This is a genomic window from Psychroflexus sp. ALD_RP9 (assembly GCF_017311165.1).
Taxonomy (GTDB): Bacteria; Bacteroidota; Bacteroidia; order Flavobacteriales; family Flavobacteriaceae; genus Psychroflexus.
The window spans coordinates 1,480,157-1,498,650 of sequence record NZ_CP062973.1; the positions used below are offsets into that span (position 1 = coordinate 1,480,157).

The 18,494-nt window shown below is 34.0% G+C and carries 21 protein-coding genes and 1 tRNA gene; 18 read left to right on the plus strand and 4 right to left on the minus strand.

All coding sequences use genetic code 11. The features are described from left to right. The first annotated feature begins 1 nt into the window (after nucleotide 1). The 12 genes from IMZ30_RS06925 to IMZ30_RS06980 all read left to right on the plus strand — a co-directional run bounded on the left by IMZ30_RS06925 (nucleotide 2) and on the right by IMZ30_RS06980 (nucleotide 8,847). On the plus strand, nucleotides 2-634 hold the full coding sequence (locus IMZ30_RS06925) for a LysE family translocator (protein WP_207037603.1): 633 nt from the start codon (nucleotides 2-4) through the stop codon (nucleotides 632-634). A gap of 3 nt (nucleotides 635-637) precedes the next feature. After that, nucleotides 638-970, plus strand: coding sequence for an MGMT family protein (locus IMZ30_RS06930; RefSeq protein WP_207037604.1), 333 nt, complete (start codon nucleotides 638-640; stop codon nucleotides 968-970). A 77-nt stretch (nucleotides 971-1,047) separates the two neighbouring features. Beyond that, nucleotides 1,048-2,187 carry an Mrp/NBP35 family ATP-binding protein gene (locus IMZ30_RS06935; protein ID WP_207037605.1) on the plus strand — a complete coding sequence of 380 codons (1,140 nt, stop codon included), beginning with the start codon at nucleotides 1,048-1,050 and terminating at the stop codon, nucleotides 2,185-2,187. Nucleotide 2,188: 1 nt separating this feature from the next. Continuing rightward, entirely contained in the window at nucleotides 2,189-2,431 is a 243-nt protein-coding gene (locus IMZ30_RS06940) for a NifU family protein (protein ID WP_207037606.1), read from the plus strand. Nucleotides 2,432-2,505: 74 nt separating this feature from the next. Further along, entirely contained in the window at nucleotides 2,506-3,567 is a 1,062-nt protein-coding gene (locus tag IMZ30_RS06945; RefSeq protein WP_207037607.1) for an NAD(P)/FAD-dependent oxidoreductase, read from the plus strand. Then, complete coding sequence (locus IMZ30_RS06950; protein WP_207037608.1) at nucleotides 3,568-3,900, plus strand: 2Fe-2S iron-sulfur cluster-binding protein; 333 nt, start codon at nucleotides 3,568-3,570, stop codon at nucleotides 3,898-3,900. Nucleotides 3,901-3,994: 94 nt separating this feature from the next. Then, nucleotides 3,995-4,528: a DUF4136 domain-containing protein gene (locus IMZ30_RS06955; RefSeq protein ID WP_207037609.1), complete on the plus strand. Its 534-nt coding sequence runs from the start codon at nucleotides 3,995-3,997 to the stop codon at nucleotides 4,526-4,528. A 134-nt stretch (nucleotides 4,529-4,662) separates the two neighbouring features. Further along, nucleotides 4,663-5,532, plus strand: coding sequence for a flavin reductase family protein (locus IMZ30_RS06960; protein ID WP_207037610.1), 870 nt, complete (start codon nucleotides 4,663-4,665; stop codon nucleotides 5,530-5,532). 5 nt (nucleotides 5,533-5,537) lie between these two features. Then, complete coding sequence (locus tag IMZ30_RS06965) at nucleotides 5,538-5,909, plus strand: DUF3127 domain-containing protein (RefSeq protein ID WP_207037611.1); 372 nt, start codon at nucleotides 5,538-5,540, stop codon at nucleotides 5,907-5,909. Between the two features lie 62 nt (nucleotides 5,910-5,971). Continuing rightward, nucleotides 5,972-7,339, plus strand: a complete 1,368-nt coding sequence (locus IMZ30_RS06970) for a TIGR00366 family protein (RefSeq protein WP_207037612.1) — start codon at nucleotides 5,972-5,974, stop codon at nucleotides 7,337-7,339. Beyond that, nucleotides 7,339-7,983, plus strand: coding sequence for a leucyl/phenylalanyl-tRNA--protein transferase (aat, locus tag IMZ30_RS06975; protein ID WP_207037613.1), 645 nt, complete (start codon nucleotides 7,339-7,341; stop codon nucleotides 7,981-7,983). Before IMZ30_RS06970 ends, aat begins: the two co-directional genes overlap by 1 nt. A gap of 63 nt (nucleotides 7,984-8,046) precedes the next feature. Then, the gene (locus tag IMZ30_RS06980; RefSeq protein ID WP_207037614.1) at nucleotides 8,047-8,847 is read left to right on the plus strand and encodes a TlpA family protein disulfide reductase; all 801 of its coding nucleotides are present in this window, start codon (nucleotides 8,047-8,049) and stop codon (nucleotides 8,845-8,847) included. A 54-nt stretch (nucleotides 8,848-8,901) separates the two neighbouring features. On the opposite strand, the gene IMZ30_RS06985 is transcribed toward IMZ30_RS06980, so the two are convergent. Continuing rightward, nucleotides 8,902-11,028, minus strand: a complete 2,127-nt coding sequence (locus IMZ30_RS06985) for a prolyl oligopeptidase family serine peptidase (protein ID WP_207037615.1) — start codon at nucleotides 11,026-11,028, stop codon at nucleotides 8,902-8,904. A 115-nt stretch (nucleotides 11,029-11,143) separates the two neighbouring features. On the opposite strand from IMZ30_RS06985, the gene IMZ30_RS06990 reads away from it, so the two are divergent. Beyond that, complete coding sequence (locus IMZ30_RS06990) at nucleotides 11,144-11,284, plus strand: hypothetical protein (RefSeq protein ID WP_200796294.1); 141 nt, start codon at nucleotides 11,144-11,146, stop codon at nucleotides 11,282-11,284. Here IMZ30_RS06990 and IMZ30_RS06995 read toward each other — a convergent pair. Together IMZ30_RS06995 and IMZ30_RS07000 are read right to left on the minus strand one after the other, a co-directional pair. Further along, on the minus strand, nucleotides 11,276-12,265 hold the full coding sequence (locus tag IMZ30_RS06995; protein ID WP_207037616.1) for an aspartate-semialdehyde dehydrogenase: 990 nt from the start codon (nucleotides 12,263-12,265) through the stop codon (nucleotides 11,276-11,278). The genes IMZ30_RS06990 and IMZ30_RS06995 overlap by 9 nt on opposite strands. A gap of 169 nt (nucleotides 12,266-12,434) precedes the next feature. Beyond that, a tRNA-Leu gene (locus tag IMZ30_RS07000) sits at nucleotides 12,435-12,516 on the minus strand. A gap of 129 nt (nucleotides 12,517-12,645) precedes the next feature. Here IMZ30_RS07000 and IMZ30_RS07005 point away from each other — a divergent pair. From IMZ30_RS07005 to IMZ30_RS07025, 5 genes are all read left to right on the plus strand, one after another. Then, complete coding sequence (locus tag IMZ30_RS07005) at nucleotides 12,646-13,569, plus strand: ribose-phosphate pyrophosphokinase (protein WP_394331619.1); 924 nt, start codon at nucleotides 12,646-12,648, stop codon at nucleotides 13,567-13,569. A 13-nt stretch (nucleotides 13,570-13,582) separates the two neighbouring features. Continuing rightward, a complete protein-coding gene (locus IMZ30_RS07010; RefSeq protein WP_207037617.1) occupies nucleotides 13,583-14,221 on the plus strand; it encodes a 50S ribosomal protein L25/general stress protein Ctc in 639 nt (212 codons plus the stop codon). Nucleotides 14,222-14,312: 91 nt separating this feature from the next. Further along, nucleotides 14,313-14,879 (plus strand): aminoacyl-tRNA hydrolase, encoded by a 567-nt coding sequence (gene pth / locus IMZ30_RS07015; protein WP_207037618.1) that lies wholly within the window; start codon nucleotides 14,313-14,315, stop codon nucleotides 14,877-14,879. Nucleotides 14,880-14,895: 16 nt separating this feature from the next. After that, on the plus strand, nucleotides 14,896-15,834 hold the full coding sequence (locus tag IMZ30_RS07020; RefSeq protein ID WP_207037619.1) for a bifunctional riboflavin kinase/FAD synthetase: 939 nt from the start codon (nucleotides 14,896-14,898) through the stop codon (nucleotides 15,832-15,834). After that, nucleotides 15,827-17,131 carry an HTTM domain-containing protein gene (locus IMZ30_RS07025; protein ID WP_207037620.1) on the plus strand — a complete coding sequence of 435 codons (1,305 nt, stop codon included), beginning with the start codon at nucleotides 15,827-15,829 and terminating at the stop codon, nucleotides 17,129-17,131. The genes IMZ30_RS07020 and IMZ30_RS07025 overlap by 8 nt, the downstream gene beginning before the upstream one ends. Nucleotides 17,132-17,177: 46 nt before the next feature. On the opposite strand, the gene hflX is transcribed toward IMZ30_RS07025, so the two are convergent. After that, nucleotides 17,178-18,398, minus strand: coding sequence for a GTPase HflX (hflX, locus tag IMZ30_RS07030; protein ID WP_207037621.1), 1,221 nt, complete (start codon nucleotides 18,396-18,398; stop codon nucleotides 17,178-17,180). Nucleotides 18,399-18,494 lie beyond the last annotated feature (96 nt).

Sequence of the window (18,494 nt, forward strand, 5' to 3'; positions counted from 1 at the left end):
TTTGATTCAAGCGCAAGTTTATATCGCAACCTTTTTTGCTGCATTGCTTGGTGTAATTCCACCTGGCTTAATTAATATGTCTGTAGCTAAAACTTGTCTTAAAAAAGGTAAGCAACAAGGTGTTCTTATGGCTTTTGGAGCATCAATAGTTGTCTTTATTCAAGCCATTGTTGCAGTGCTATTATCTTCTTATATTTTTAATCATCCTTATGTTAAAAGCATGTTGATGAGAACAGGTTTAGTGATTTTGTTTATACTCATGCTTTATTTCTTTTTTACAGCCAAATTTAAAAAAACAGATAAGGTTGAGGTAAAAAGTAATTCAAAATCCTTTACAAGCTTTCTAAACGGAATTGGTATTGCTGTTTTAAATATTTTTCCAATTCCCTACTTTGTGGTGCTTTCAACAGTGTTTGGTTCAGAGTTTCAATTCAAATTTACTGCTGTAAGCATTATTATGTTTAGTTTTTGCGCTGCATTAGGCACATTTGTTAGCCTGTATTTATATGTTGTATTTTTTTTAAAAATAGAACATAAAGTTAAAACCTTTAAACAGTATTCTAATTACTTTATGGCGGCCTTAATGTTAGTTTTAGCCTGTGTAACTTTATGGCGAATTTATTATAAAACATGATATATGCCAAGTAAGACAGATTTCTATGAAAAAGTATATCAAGTTGTAAGGCAAATACCTAAAGGTAAAGTGACTTCATATGGTGCTATAGCTCGAGCTATTGGGTCTGCTAAAAGTGCTCGAACTGTTGGTTACGCTATGAATGCCTGTTTAAAGACTGATCATTCAATCCCAGCACATCGCGTTGTTAATCGCAATGGTGTTTTAACTGGAAAACATCATTTTCCTACCTTAACAACTATGCAAGAACGTCTTGAAGCTGAAGGTCATGTCATAAAAGACGACCTAATTACCAACTTTAAAGATGTCTTTTGGGATCCATTTCACGAGTATTAAAATAGATACAATTCCATTATTTTTAAGTCATTAAACCCTATATTTGCATTTAGATTTAATCTGAATAGATAGCATTTATGAAGCTTGATAAAAATGAAATAAAAAAGGCATTATCAACTATTAGCGTTGCCGGTGAAGGTCAAAATATGGTTGAAAGTGGTGCGGTTCAAAATATTGTAACTTTCGGAGATGAAGTCATTGTTGATTTAAAACTGGCAACACCAGCTTTACACATAAAAAAACGTGCTGAAGTTGATGTGATGAAAGCCATTCATCAACATGTTTATGAAAAAGCAAAAGTTGAAGTTAAAGTTTCTGTTGAAGCACCTCAAAAAAAGCAAGTTAACGAAATAAAAGGAAAACCAATCCCAGGTATTCAAAATATTGTTGCTGTAGCGTCAGGAAAAGGTGGCGTTGGGAAATCTACTGTTACAGCTAATTTAGCAGTAAGTCTTTCAAAACTTGGCTTTAAGGTAGGCTTACTAGACGCTGATATTTATGGCCCATCAGGACCTATCATGTTTGATGTTGCAAATGAAAAGCCATTATCGGTTAACGTAGATGGTAAGTCTAAAATGAAACCAATTGAAAGTTATGGTGTAAAAATACTTTCAATAGGCTTTTTCACTAAACCTGACCAAGCTGTAATTTGGCGAGGACCAATGGCAGCAAAAGCATTAAATCAAATGATTTTTGATGCTGATTGGGGTGAACTAGACTTTTTGTTAGTAGACTTGCCTCCTGGAACTGGAGATATTCACTTGTCAATTATGCAATCAATGCCAATTACAGGCTCTGTAATTGTAAGTACACCTCAAAATGTAGCCCTTGCCGATGCCAAAAAAGGTGTTGCTATGTTTCAACAAGAAAGTATCAATGTTCCTGTCTTAGGAATGGTTGAAAATATGGCTTATTTTACACCAGAAGAATTGCCAAATCATAAATACTACATCTTTGGAGAACGTGGAGCAGAATATCTAGCAAAAGATTTAAAAATTCCATTTCTAGGTGAAATTCCTTTAGTTCAAAGTATTAGAGAAGCTGGTGACGTTGGACGACCTGCAGCTTTACAAGAAAACACACCATTGGCCGAAGCATTTACTGAATTAACTCGAAATGTAGTGCAACAAGTGGTAGATCGAAATGAAAATATTCCTCCTACCGAGGCAATTAAAATAACTACAATGGCAGGATGTAGCGCTGTAAATAAGAAATAAAATGACAGATAAAGAATTATATAAAACAGTTGAAATTGCGCTTGAAGAAATTCGACCTTTTTTGAAAAATGATGGCGGTGATATCGAATTAGTTTCAATAGAAGATCAAAAACTTGTAAAAGTAAAATTATTAGGAACTTGTATTGATTGTTCCGTTAACCAAATGACACTCAAGTCTGGCGTTGAAATGACCATAAAAAAACACGCCCCACAAATTGAGCAAGTTATCAATATTAGAGCTTAATCATTCAAATAGTTGACTTTAGTCATAATTTATAAACAAAGTCTTTCAGAATTTTGTTTTTCAAATTTTAATCTATGATTTCTACAGATATATTAATTATTGGTGCTGGACCAACAGGATTATTTGCCGTTTTTGAAGCAGGCTTACTTAAGTTAAAATGTCATATTATCGACGCACTGCCACAACCAGGCGGTCAATTAGCTGAGCTTTACCCTAAAAAACCAATCTACGATATTCCAGGTTATCCAGAAGTATTAGCTGGCGATTTAGTTGATAATTTAATGGAACAAATAAAACCTTTTGAGCCTGGATTTACTTTAGGTGAAAAAGCTAAAGATATCGAAAAGCAAGACGATGGCTCTTTTATTGTTACCACAGACGAAGGCACTAAACATCACACTAAAATTATAGCAATTGCAGGTGGCTTGGGTAGCTTTGAGCCTCGAAAACCACCTATTGATAATATCGCAAATTTCGAGAAAAATGGGGTTGAATATATGGTTAAAGACCCTGAAAAGTTTAGAGATAAATCTGTTGTTATTGCTGGTGGAGGCGACTCTGCATTAGATTGGAGTATCTTTTTAGCTGATGTAGCTTCTAGTGTAACCTTAATTCATCGTAGAAATGAATTTAGAGGTGCTTTAGAGTCTGTAGATCGCGTTAAAGAACTTAAAGATATGGGTAAAATCAAGCTCATAACACCAGCAGAAGTTGTTGGTTTAAGTGGTGAAGCTAAATTAGACTCTATTACAGTTCGAAAAAATAATAATCCTAAAGAAGATTTCAAGCTAGAAACCGATTACTTTATACCATTGTTTGGATTGTCACCAAAATTAGGACCTATAGCCGATTGGGGTTTAGAAATTGAAAAAAATGCCATAAAGGTTGATAATACTCTAGATTATCAAACTAACATTCCAGGTATTTACGCGATAGGTGACGTCAATATTTACCCAGGTAAGTTAAAGCTTATTTTGTGTGGTTTTCATGAAGCAACACTAATGTGTCAAAGTGCTTATCAGAAAATTTATCCTGATAAAAGATATGTTATGAAGTACACAACTGTTGGTGGTGTAACAGGTTTTGACGGCAGTAAAAAGGAAGCACCAAAAGCTGTAGTAAAATCAATAGATTAAATGGCAAAAGATGTTACTTTAAGTATAACAGATCGTGAAGGTCACACACATATCGTTGAAGCACCTACCGATATGGCCATGAATTTAATGGAGGTTATTCGCTCTTATGAATTAGCACCAGAAGGCACAATTGGAATTTGTGGCGGTATGGCCATGTGTGCATCTTGCCAATGTTATATTGAGTCTGATACAAAACTACCAGAAATGGGTCCAGATGAAGAAGCTATGTTAGCTGAAGCTTTTCATGTTAAAGATAATAGTAGATTAGGTTGTCAAATCCCAATTTCAGAAGATTTAGAAGGACTAAAAATTGAATTAGCTCCTGAAGAATAGTAAATAGGTCAATTTTATTTTTACTTTCAGAATCAGTTGATTTTAAAGTTGATGTGGCGTAATTTTTGTTATATTGTACATAAATTATATTATGATGAAATTTGGAATAATAGTAATCTTAGGACTGATGCTCACCTCATGCTCCACACCAACCGTGTTGTATGATTATGATACTTCGGTAGATTTCCAGTCGTATAAAACTTACAATATTTATCCAATTCAGGACAGCTTATTAACTGATTTAGATCAAAAAGCAATTGTTAAAACCTTAAATGATTCACTTCAGTATTACGGACTTAAAGAGAAACTTATTCCAGACTTCCGAGTAAATGTTTATGCAGACCAATATCAAACCTTATCTTCCAATTATTCAGGTGTTCAAGTTGGTATGTTTAGTGGGTTTGCAGGTTTAGGTGCTAATATTCCAGTAACCGCTATAAAAGATAAATTTTCATTGACGATTGAGTTTGTAGATGGTCTTACTAAAAGCTTATTTTGGCAGGCTGTTGTCGAAACTTCACGCGCTAAAATGAATAATCAAGATGAACGATTAATATTATTTGACGAGTTGATCGGCGCAGCTCTAAAAAAATACCCAGGATTTTATCCAGAATTAGTTGAAGATTAATCAGCCTGCTTTAATTCTGATTTCCTAACTTTGTAATAAATATGAGGCTAACTTGAGGAACTTCAACTAATATAATAATTAGACATTGTTTCAGAAGTTTAAAGTTTATGTGCTTCAATATTAATCAAACAATCATGAAGAGTTTTATTCCACAAGATATCACAACTCCTGAATTACACGGTGTTTTACTTGGTTCAATTGGTCCAAGGCCAATTGCTTTTGCAAGTACAATAAATGAAATTGGTGAACACAACTTATCACCTTACAGCTTTTTTAATGTTTTTAGTGCTAATCCGCCTATAATGGTTTTTTCACCAGCACGTCGTGTTAGAAACAATACCACTAAACACACACTTGAAAATTGCCATAAGACTAAAGAAGTGGTAATTAACGTGGTAAATTACGCTATTGTTCAGCAGATGTCGCTGTCAAGTACAGAATACCCTGAAGGTGTTAACGAATTTGAAAAAAGCGGATTGACGATGCTAAAATCAGATTTGGTTAAGCCAGCTCGTGTTGCTGAATCACCAGTACAATATGAGTGTAAAGTAAATGATATTATTGCATTAGGCGAAGAAGGTGGCGCTGGAAATTTAGTAGTTTGTGAGGTTGTAAAAGTTCATGTTGACGAATCATTGCTAACAGCCGATTTAAAGATAGATCAGCACAAAATTGATTTAGTGGCTCGCATGGGAGGAAATTGGTATTCTCGTGCAAATAAAGGTATGTTTGAAGTCGAAAAACCATTAAAAAAGTTAGGAATCGGCGTAGACCAAATTCCTAAAAATATCAGATTAAGCGAGGTTTTAACAGGTAATGATCTCGGCAAATTAGGTAATGTTGAAGCTTTACCAACTCAAGAAGAAATCAAAAAATTTATTGAGGAAAAAGATTTAGCAGTTTTTACAGAAACAACCGATGATAAAAAACGCCATTTAGTGGCTCAAGAATATTTAAATGAAAACCAAGTTATAGATGCTTGGAAAGTATTATTAGCAAAATAACAATTATGGAAGTTCAAGGAAAGATTAAAGTTTTAGGTGAAACAAAAGAATATGGTAAAAATGGTTTCAGAAAACGTGAAGTTGTTGTCACTACCGAAGAGCAATATCCACAACACATTTTAGTAGAATTTGTTCAAGATAAAACCGATATTCTAGATAAATATTCAGTAGGTCAACAAGTTAAAATAGGAATCAATTTGCGTGGTCGTGAATGGGTAAGTCCACAGGGAGAAACTAAATATTTTAACTCAATACAAGGTTGGCGCATTGAAGCTGTGCAACAAAATTCTAATACTCAACCACCAGTTGCACCTGAAGATCAGTTTGAACCAGTTACCGATTTAAATGAAGAAGACGAAGATGATTTGCCTTTTTAGATTCATGAAACTTATATAAGTTCAGTTTTATTATATTTAAGCCTCAATTCGAGGCTTTTTTTATGAACTTCCACCACACATTAAATAAGTTTTTAAGGCAATTTTTACCTTCACCATTGGCAATCGCTATTATATTAACTTTCTTGAGTTTTGTGCTTGCTTTTCTTTTTACTCCATCGCCAGATAAATCTTCGCATTTAACTCAATTGCTTCAATTCTGGCACAACGGAATATTTAATTCAAGCTTAATTGAGTTTGCCTACCAAATGATGCTCATTTTAGTATTGGGGCATGTTTTAGTTTTGAGTGAACCAATGCAAAAATTATTTAAGCAATTACTCAAATTAGTAAAACACCAAAACTCAGCTATTATAGTCATTAGTGTATTTACAATGTTGGCAGGATTTTTAAATTGGGGCTTAGGTTTAGTTTTTGGTGCAATCTTAGCTCGAAAAATTGGCGAGCATGCTTATCTTAATCATATTAAAATTAATTACCCATTAATTTGCGCTTTAGGTTATAGCGGAATGTTGATTTGGCATGGCGGGATAAGCGGATCAGCGACTATTAAAGTAGCTGAAAAAGGTCATCTAGCTTCTTTAGTACCTGAGTTTTCTGAAATTTTACCAACATTTATTTCAACTGCTGTAACAACATTTAGTTGGCAAAACTTGACCTTGTTTGTACTTATCTTGCTGTTAATTCCAAGTATTTTTATAGCCATTAGTTCCATAACTATCAAGACTTTTCCTGAATATAAATCTGTCTTATCTCAAAAATTCACATCAGATTCAAGCATAGCAAACTCACATTTCTTAGACCAATCTTCTTGGTTATCTAAAGGAATTGCTTTGCTAATTCTGATTGCAGTTGGCGTTAATTATAGCGCACAGATACTACAATTTCAGTTAACACCTAATCTGTTAAATTTTAGTATGTTAGGTTTAGGCTTACTTCTACATAAAAACTTAAATGCCTATTCTAAAGCGCTTCAGCAGGCTATTCTTGGTGCAGGAGGAATTCTAATTCAGTTTCCACTATATTTCGGAATTATGGGATTAATGCGAGATTCTGGGTTGATAGCAAGTTTAAGCGCAACTATTGCTCAATTTGCATCAGCTGAAATTTTACCTGTGTTTACTTTTATTAGTGCGGCAATAGTAAACGTTTTTGTGCCAAGTGGTGGTGGGCAATGGGCAATTCAAGGGCCTATAATTATCAATTCGGCTCAAGCATTAAATGTTGATTTACGTACATTAATTATGAGTTTAGCTTATGGCGACCAGGTCACTAATATGTTACAACCGTTTTGGGCGCTACCTTTATTGGCAATCACCAAAGTTAAAGCTCAACATTTATTAAGTTACACCTTGATAATGATGTTAGTGGCAAGTCTTATTTTTATTAGCGGACTTTTAATTTTATATTAATGTATTTACTTGATGAGCATGTATGGTTTCCAAGCCCTAAATTAGCTAATAAAGACGGGTTGTTAGCCGTTGGTGGCGACTTGTCTGCTAAGCGTTTATTGTTAGCTTATCAAAGTGGTATTTTTCCATGGTTTTCAGAAGGTGAGCCACTATTGTGGTGGAGTCCTAATCCACGCATGGTGTTATTTCCCGAAAATTTACACATTTCAAAATCAATGAAGCAATTGTTGAAACAGAACAAATTTAATGTTACTTACAATCAAGATTTTAAGTCTGTAATTTTAGCATGTGCTGAACAGCCTAGGCGTGGACAAGAAGGTACCTGGATTACTTCTGAAATGATAGATGCTTATTTGAATTTACATGATTTAGGTCACGCCATTTCAGTTGAAGTTTACAGTGATTATACTTTGGTAGGCGGTTTATATGGAATTTATTTAAAAGAAAAAGAGATATTTTGTGGTGAAAGTATGTTTACACGCCAAAGCAATGCTTCTAAATATGGCTTTATTCGCTTAGTTCAACAACTTGCTAAAGAAGGTGTGAAGTTAATCGATTGCCAAATGTATACTGCTCATTTAGCCTCATTAGGCGCTGAGGAAATTTCACGAGAAACCTTTTTAAGATATTTGAATTTTAATTAAAGGTAAAGAGTTACAAAAAACTGTATGGATAAATATTTAAGTTTTTTAAAGCGGCACAAAAAAATGATATTACTCTCATTACTTTGTGCTGCAATTTCAGTTTTATCGGGTGCTTTGGGCTGGACTATACAATTTATAGTTGTTGGTTTAGTTCACTATTCTACTGCTCTCTTATTCTTTAATCCTAAGAAAGCTAAATTCAAGCTATTTTTAATTGCTGTTCCATTTACTTTAATTTACATATCAGCTTTTTTAAGTGCTAAAGAATTTAGGGACACGATGCATATATTTCCAATACTAATAATACCTCTTTTCAGTATAGCATTTGCATTGATTTTAAATAAAAGGTATTATTTCGTGTTAGCCTTAGCTTATTTGATACTAAGTTTTGTTTTTATCGAAAATTGGTTAAAAGCAAGTTTAGACGATAGTTATTTGATGGTTGATCGTATTCCTGTAGAACAATTAAACTTAAATAGTATAGGTGGTCGCGTATTTGAATTTCATCCAGATACAACTTATGTAGTTGACTTATGGAACAGTGCTTGTAAAGTTTGTATAGAAAAATTTCCTCAATTTGAAGCCTTAGCCCAAGATTATAGCCATAAAAAAGATCTCGTTTTTATGAGCTTAAATATTCCATTAAAACGCGATAAACAATTTAATGTAAAGTCTTTAGTCAGACAGTATCAATTTCAATCAGTTTTTTCAAAGAATTACAATTTAGGTAAACTGCTCAATATTAAAAGCTTTCCAAAATTAATGATTGTAAAAAATAAAGATTCTATTGTTTTTAAAGGCAGTCAAATCAACGCTAGCCACATATTTGTAAATAATATTAATACTTATCTCAAAAGTATGTAAAACAAAAAACCACCTTCATTTTAAAGGTGGTTTCTTATTGATTTAAAGATGTATTTATAACTTCTTAATGCCCATATTGTAAAATGTAAAGGCAAAAATATCTGCATATTCTTGAATAATCATAGCAGTTGGTTTACCTGCACCATGGCCAGCGTTAGTTTCAACTCTTATTAAAACAGGATTGTCGCCTGCTTGCTTAGCTTGTAATTCTGCAGCAAACTTAAAACTATGTGCCGGCACTACGCGGTCATCATGATCACCAGTAGTTACTAAAGTGGCTGGATACTCAGTATCAGTTTTAACATTATGAACAGGTGAGTAATTGTACAAATATTGAAACATTTCTTGACCATCTTCGGCTGTGCCATAATCGTAAGCCCAGCCAGCACCAGACGTAAAGGTGTGGTATCTCAGCATATCAAGCACACCAACAGCAGGTAATGCAACTTGTACTAAATCTGGACGCTGCGTCATGGTTGCCCCAACTAAAAGTCCACCATTAGAGCCGCCACGTATAGCTAATTTATCAGTTGAGGTGTATTTCTCTGCGATTAGATATTCAGCTGCTGCAATAAAGTCATCAAATACATTTTGTTTATTTAGCTTGGTGCCAGCATCATGCCATTCTTTGCCATACTCACCACCGCCACGCAAGTTAGCTACGGCATACACGCCACCATTTTCTAACCAAACGGTATTGGCGGTACTAAACGATGGTGTTAACGAAATATTGAAACCGCCGTAACCGTATAACATAGTCGGATTAGTGCCATCTAATTGAAGGCCTTTTTTATGCGTAATAATCATAGGGATTTTAGTTCCATCTTTCGATTTGTAAAAGACTTGTCGACTCACAAAATTGTCTGAATTAAAATCGATATTTGGTTTTTGGTACAGCTCAGATTCACCGCTTTCAATTTCATACTTATAAATACTGCCAGGTGTGGTGTAATTGGTAAATGAATAATAGAGTTCTTTCTCCTCTTTCTTTGTCCCAAAACCGCCGATACTACCAACGCCTGGAAGTTTAACATCTCTTACTAATTCACCTTCGTAAGTAAATTGTTTAACAGTGGAAACAGCATCGACCATATATTCAGCAAATAGGTAACCACCGCCAGTTGAAGCTGACAAAACATGTTCGGTTTCTGGGATGACATCAACCCAGTTCTTTGGACTAGGATCAGCGGCATTTGTGCTAACAATACGTTTGTTTGGCGCGTCAAGATTAGTAACTATAAACAGTTTGTCATCTTCATTATCAATAACATAAGCATCTTGTTCATAACTTGAAACCACATCTATAAATGGTGCATCTGCTTGTGTTAAGTCTTTAATCATTAATCGATTACCTGAAGTTGATTTTGAAGCTGAAACCACTAAATATCGATTATCATCGGTAACCGAACCAGAGACATAACGGTGTTTTTCTGCTTTTGTGTTACCATAAATAACTTCATCAGTAGCTTGTGCTGTGTTAAGTTGATGATAGTAGAGTTTGTGTTGATCGGTTTTAGCTGAAAGCTCACTTCCCTTTGGTTTATCGTAACTAGAGTAGAAAAAGCCGTCGTTAGCCTTCCATGAAATGCCGCTAAATTTTACATCAACTAAAGTGTCTTCAGTTTGTTTTTTGGTTAAAGCATCAATTATAATAATCTTACGCCAATCGCTTCCGCCTTCAGAAATAGAATAAGCTAGGGTTTTACCATCTTCAGAAAAACTAAGGCTTCCTAAAGAAGTTGTTCCATCTTCGCTAAACGTATTTGGGTCAAGAAAAACTTCAACTTGTTCTGGAGAATTGCCAGTTTTGTAGCGGTATAAGACCGATTGATCTTGTAAACCGTCATTTTTGTAGAAATAAGTATAATCTCCACGTTTAAAAGGCGCTCCTATTTTTTCGTAGTTCCATACATCAGTAAGCTGTTGCTTAAGACTGTCGCGATAAGGGATTTGATCTAAATAACCAAAAGTAACTTCGTTTTGAGCTTCAACCCAAGACTCGGTTTCTGCGCTTCGATCGTCTTCTAACCAACGGTATGGATCTTTAACATTGGTACCAAAATAATTAGTAATCGTATCAACGGTTTTGGTTTCTGGATACTTCAATTTTTGATTTTTTTTGTTATTGTTTTGACAAGCCACTAAACTCAGTGCAATGCCAGCCAGAAGTAATGTTCTCATTTTAAATTGTTTTTGTAAATATAAAGATTTCAAATCATATTTAGCGTTTTCACAATAAGCTGATTTATATCATAGTGAAATAACTGTGGAACTCTTAAATTTATTGAAAATTTTTATGCGAGATTCTAATACTTTTATCTATGTAATTGCTGGTGTGATTATTTTGCATTTTGTAGCTGGTTTTGCTTACTTGATTTATAAAATGACACGTCCTAAATCTACCGATAAGCCGGATTCTAAAGACCAATTAAACTAGTTTGTGTTCAATTAAATATTCAGCAATTTGTACAGCATTTGTGGCTGCGCCTTTTCTTAGGTTATCTGCAACAATCCATAAATTGAGTCCGTTTTCAAGTGTAAAATCGCGTCTTATTCGGCCTACAAAAACATCATCTTTACCTTCAGCATAAATAGGCATCGGATAGGTGTTAACGTCTGGATTGTCTTGTAAAGTTACACCAGGCATTTGCTTTAAGGTCTGCTTTACTGTGGCAACATCAAACGCATTTTCAAATTCGATATTAACGCTTTCTGAATGGCCGCCAACAACAGGAATTCTGACAGCAGTTGCTACCAAATTAAGGTTTTGATCTCCAAGAATTTTCTTAGTTTCATTGGTAAGCTTCATTTCTTCTTTGGTATAATCGTTCTCTAAAAACACATCGCAATGTGGTATTGCATTTTTATGGATTTGATATGCATAAGCCATTTCAGCAGATTGATTATTGGCTTCAGCTTCAAGTTGTTTAACGGCTTTTAAGCCAGTTCCTGTAATTGATTGATAGGTTGAAACAACTACACGTTTAATATTGAATTTGTCATGTAAAGGTTTAAGCACCATCAATAATTGAATGGTAGAACAATTAGGATTTGCAATAATGAAGTCTTTAGATGTTAGTTCATTAGCATTAATTTCAGGAATAATTAATTTGTGGTCTTTATGCATTCGCCACGCTGAAGAATTATCAATAACCTTGGTACCAACAGCTGCAAATTTAGGAGCCCATTCTAATGATGTATTGCCGCCAGCAGAAAATAATGCGATGTCAGGTTTTGCATCAACAGCATCAGCTAAACTTTTAATAGTGTGTGTTTTGTCTTGAACTTTGATCTGTTTCCCTACTGAACGCTCTGAAGCGACTAGAATTAATTCATCAATTTTAAAATTTCGCTCGCTTAACACATCGAGCATGACTTGACCAACCATTCCGGTGGCACCAACCACAGCTACTTTCATAAAATTTATTTTTTACAAATTTAGACTTCAAAAATGAGATGAAGTTGTAAAAGTTGCCAAATATTCTATAAGAATTAGATAAAAACCAGTTTTTTGGTTTAGCTATTTTAAAAGTTGAAATATCGAAGTGAACTAATAAAAAAAGCCTTCAAAAGTTTGAAGGCTTTTGTGCCTTGGGCGGGAATCGAACCCGCACTTCCGAAGAAACTGGATTTTGAATCCAGCGCGTCTACCAGTTCCGCCACCAAGGCAATTGATTTGCAAAATTAGAATTATTTTCTGAAAACAGAAAAATTAGTGATAAAATAAATAGCCACTTCAGTTAAATTATCTATTTTTGCAAACCATAAATGTAACATGTTATGGCTGAATCGTTTAAGATGGCTCAAATATTTGCCTGCTCACAATCCGAAACCCTCGCAAAATCTATTGCTGATGCTTATGGTATTCCTTTAGGTAAAGTAATCACGCTTAATTTTAGTGATGGCGAATTTCAACCTTCATTTGAAGATTCTGTTCGTGGCTCTCGTGTTTTTATTGTTGGCTCAACTCATCCAAGTTCAAAAAACTTGATGGAGATGTTATTAATGCTTGATGCAGCTAAACGATCATCGGCAAGACATATTACTGCAGTAATGCCTTATTTTGGTTGGGCTAGACAAGACCGAAAAGACAAGCCGCGTGTGCCTATTGCAGCAAAACTTGTTGCCAAGATGCTTGAAACGGCAGGAGCAACCCGAATTATAACCATGGATTTGCACGCAGATCAAATTCAGGGTTTTTTTGAAAAACCAGTTGACCATTTATACGCTTCAACGATATTTTTGCCTTATTTAAGATCACTTAATCTTGAGGATTTAACGGTTGCTTCACCTGATATGGGTGGCTCTAAAAGAGCTTATGCTTACTCTAAATTTTTAGAAAGTGATGTTGTAATTTGTTACAAACAACGCGCTAAAGCTAATGTGATTTCGCACATGGCTTTAATCGGTGATGTAAAAGGTAAAAATGTAGTATTAGTTGATGATATGGTTGATACAGCTGGAACACTAACTCATGCTGCTAACTTAATGATGGAGCGCGGAGCTAAATCAGTTAGAGCTGTTTGTACGCATCCCGTTTTATCAGGTAATGCTTATGAAAAGATTGAAAAATCTGCTTTAGAAGAATTAATTGTAACCGATAGTATTCCTCTAAAACAAGAAAGTAAAAAAATAAAAGTGGTAAGTTGTGCTAAATTGTTTGCAGAGGTTATGCAAGCAGTTCATAACAACAAATCAATAAGTTCTAAATTTTTAATGTAATTTAATATATATTATGAAGTCAATCAAGATTGAAGGATCTAAAAGAGAAAGCGTAGGCAAAAAATCAACTAAAGCCTTACGTAATGCTGGAGAGATTCCTTGCGTACTTTACGGAGGAAACCAAGCCGTGCACTTTCATGCACCAGCACCAGCTTTTAAAAACTTAGTTTATACGGCTGATGTTCACACCGTAAAGTTAGAGTTGAATGACGGTACTAAAGCTAATGCAGTTTTACAAGATATCCAATTTCATCCTGTAACAGATGAAATTTTACACATGGATTTCTATGAGTTTGGTGATGATCAAGAAATCACAATGGAAATTCCAGTTCATGCTGAAGGTATTCCTAAAGGTGTAAAAAATGGTGGTGTATTGAGGTTTAATATGCGCCGTATGATGGTAAGAGGTCTTGCAAGCAACTTGCCAGATTATATTGTAGCTGATGTAACGCCACTTAAAATTGGTAAAAAACTGTACGTTACTGCAGTAGCAAGTGATGATTATAAAATTATGCATCCAGATAATACAGTGATTTGTATGGTTAAAACATCTCGTAATATTTCTGCCGTTACTGATGAAGATGACGATGAAGATAGCGAAGATGGAGCTGCTGAAGGAGGCGAAGATAAAGAAGGTCAATCAGAATCATAAAACTTTAAATCCATATTTAAACTTTAAAAGCATCTCGATGTCGAGATGCTTTTTTATTTTTACTAAAAATTAGTTTGAGGCTTACTTTGTTATGAAAAAGTTTTTAATCGCAGGGCTTGGAAATGTAGGGACTGAATATGAATTTACCAGGCATAATGTTGGTTTTGAGGTATTAAACCTTTTAGCGCACAAATATGAGTTACAATACGAAACTAAGCGACTTGGTGATGTTGCTGTTTACAAATTTAAGGGACGACAATTCATTTTACTCAAACCAAACACTTATATGAATTTAAGTGGTAAAGCGGTAAAATACTGGCTAACTAAAGAAAATATTCCTCTTGAAAATTTGCTGATTATTACTGATGATTTAAATCTAAAATTTGGCACATTACGCTTAAAAGGAAAAGGTAGCGATGGTGGTCATAATGGGTTAAAAAATATTCAGTTAAGTTTAAATACTCAAAAATACGCTCGGCTAAGGTTTGGCGTCGGAGATGAATTTTCTAAAGGACAACAAGTCAATTATGTATTGGGGAAATGGTCTAAAGATGAACAAGACAAATTAAATGAGCGACTGGAAAAATGTGTCGAAATAATTAAATCGTTTGGAACAGCTGGCTTGTCTTTAACGATGAATCAATTTAACGGAAAATAATTTAACGATAAGCAAATTGAATATTTACCACAACATCAAAGATTTCAACTGTAAAGGTAAAACTGCCATAACAATTGGTACGTTTGATGGTGTTCATGTAGGACATCGTAAAATATTAAAACGCCTGGTTAATTCTGCTAAAAAAGAAGGTTTGCAATCAGTTTTATTAACTTTTTTTCCTCACCCAAGAATGGTTCTTCAACATAACTCTGAATTAAAATTGATTAACACCTTAGATGAGAAAGTATCAATTTTAGAAGAAACAGGTCTCGACCATTTAATAATTCATCCATTTACATTAGAGTTTTCAAGATTATCGGCTCAAACCTATGTTGAAGACATTTTGGTAAAACAATTATACGCTAAACATATTATTATTGGTTACGATCATCGCTTTGGTCGTAATCGAACAGCAGATATTAACGACCTGAAGGCTTATGGAAACGATTTTAAGTTTAAAGTTGAAGAAATTTCAAAACAAGATATAGAAAAAGTTGCTGTCAGTTCAACTAAAATAAGAACAGCTTTGACTGAAGGAGATTTAGAACTTGCAAATAAATATCTTACTCAAGCGTTTAAGCTCTCTGGTCAGGTGGTCAAAGGTAAAGGAATTGGTAAAGATTTAGGTTTTGCAACTGCTAACTTACACATTCAAGAGAGTTACAAATTAATTCCTAAATCGGGAGTTTACGTTGTAAAAACTATCATTGGTGGGAAAACGCTTTTTGGGATGATGAATATCGGCACTAATCCTACATTTAACGAAGCCAAACAAAGTATTGAAGCTCATTTTTTTGATTTTAATCAAGACTTATATGGTAAGCATTTGTCGATCATGTTATTAAAGCGCTTGCGAAGTGAAGAAAAATTTAATGATATAAACGATTTAATTTTGGCGATGCAAAACGATAAGATTAAGGCCTTAGATTATATATCAAAATTAGCAGATGCTTAGTAAGTTATTATTTAAACCAGTCGACAATTCAGCTTTAATTGTTTTTAGAATTTGTTTCGGGCTATTAATTACACTAGAGTCTTGGGGAGCTATTGCAACAGGTTGGGTAAAACGTGTATTAGTTGAACCTAAATTCACATTTAATTTCATAGGCTTAGATTTTCTTCAATACTTGCAAGGACCATTCATGTATGTGTGGTTTGTCGTGATGGGAATTTTTGGTATTGGCGTTATGCTTGGTTATAAATACCGTTTTAGCATCATAGGTTTTACTTTATTTTGGCTAGTGGCTTACTTGATGCAAAAGTCGGCTTATAATAATCATTATTACCTGTTAGTCTTGCTCAGCCTCATGATGTGTTTTATGCCAGCACATCAATACAAATCTTTAGACGTTAAACAAAACCAGTCTTTAAAGTCTCTGGTTATGCCTAATTGGGTTAATGTTTTAATTATAACTCAGTTGGCTATCGTTTACACTTATGCAGCATTGGCCAAAATTTATCCAGATTGGATAAATACTGAAGTGATAGCAATATTTATGAAGTCTAAAGCAAATTATTTTTTGATAGGTGAGATGCTTCAGCAAAAGTGGATACACTATGGAATGGCTTATTTCGGAATTGCTTTTGATTTATTAATTGTTCCATTATTGCTGTGGTCTAAAACACGAAAATTTGCTTTTGGAATAAGCTTGTTTTTTCATTTGTTTAATAGCATAGTTTTTCAAATAGGTATTTTTCCTTATATGTCATTAGCCTTTACAGTCTTTTTCTTTCCAGTTGAAGTTATTCGTAAAAGATTTCTTCCGAGAAAACCTAGTTTAAAAGCAGCTAAGCAAGCTAAAGAATTTTCTAAAAAGCCTGTTTTAGTTGTAGGATTAGTATTTTGGATTTTAATTCAGCTTATTTTACCTGTAAGACATCATTTTATAAATAGTGATGTGTTTTGGAGTGAAGAAGGCCACCGAATGAGTTGGCGAATGATGCTAAGAGCAAAGTCTAGTTTCGTTCGTTTTAAAATAAAAGACTTAGAAACACAGCAAATTCGCCATGTTAACTTAGATGACTATTTAACAAAAAAGCAGCAGCGTTCACTTGGTAAACCTGATGTATTTTGGCAATTTACACAACATTTAAAACAAAATCTTTCAAACCAAAATATGGCGATTTATGCTACGGCTTGGGTAAAATTAAACCAACATGCTCGTCGATATTTAGTTTCGCCAGATCTTGATCTTACAAGTATCAAGTGGCAGCCTTTTAAGACTAATCGTTGGTTGCTGCTAAAAGATTAATAATGTTTAGTTTATAAAACCTGTTAACTTCAAATAAGTAGCAAAATTATAATTCTTCAAAATTTTGGTCATATTCAGGGTATAAAAGATTGTTGTATGGAAATCTAGTGATATGAATTTTTCTTACAGCTTCATAGACTTTTCTTTTAAAATCTTCCATATTTTCTTTTTCGGTTGCTGAAATGAACAAAACATTATCACCTAATTTATTCATCCAGGTATTTTTCCATTCTTCTAAACTAAAATGGGCGCTTGTTTTTTTAGTGCTTAAATCATCTTCATCTAATGTTTCGGCTTCATAAGCGTCAATCTTGTTAAATACCATTATGGTTGGTTTGTCTTGGGCTTTGATGTCTTCAAGAATACTATTAACAGAGCTGATGTGTTCTTCAAAATTTTTATGAGATATATCAACAACGTGTAAAAGTAAATCAGCCTCTCTGACTTCATCAAGTGTCGACTTGAAAGATTCTACCAGTTGTGTGGGAAGTTTTCTTATAAAACCAACGGTGTCAGTTAGTAAAAACGGTAAGTTTCTAATTACAACTTTTCTTACAGTTGTGTCAAGCGTTGCAAATAATTTGTTTTCAGCAAAGACTTTACTCTTGCTAATTACATTCATTAAAGTAGATTTGCCAACATTAGTATAACCGATTAAAGCAACCCGAATTAAGCTGCCACGATTACCACGTTGGACAGCCATTTGTTTGTCAATCGTTTTAAGTTTTTTCTTTAGAAGGCTTATTTTATCACGAACAATTCGTCTATCAGTTTCGATTTCAGTTTCACCAGGACCACGCATTCCAATACCACCGCGTTGGCGTTCAAGGTGTGTCCAAAGTCCTGTCAATCTCGGAAGTAAATACTCATATTGAGCTAATTCAACTTGTGTTCTAGCATAACTTGTTTTAGCGCGCTGGGCAAATATGTCTAAGATTAAATAGGTACGATCTACAACCTTACATTTTAAAATTTTTTCAATATTTTTTTGTTGAGCTGGAGAAAGTTCGTCGTCAAAAATTGCAGAGCCAATTTCATGTTCTTTAATAAATTCTCGAATTTCCTCTATTTTTCCTGTACCGATAAATGTTTTGGGATTTGGAATATCAAGTTTTTGCTGAAATCGCTTAATAACTTCACCACCAGCCGTATAAGTTAAAAATTCAAGTTCGTCAAGATATTCTTTTGATTTCTCTTCATTTTGTTGCTGATTAATTATTCCGATTAAAACGGCTTTCTCGTACTCAATAGATTGTGTCTCTAGCATAAAATTATTTTGAAAAAAACAAAAATACTAAGAAAATACTAGATACTCTTTTGAAGCTTAGAGTCCTTTTTTTGTTAATTTTTTAAGTAGATGTTC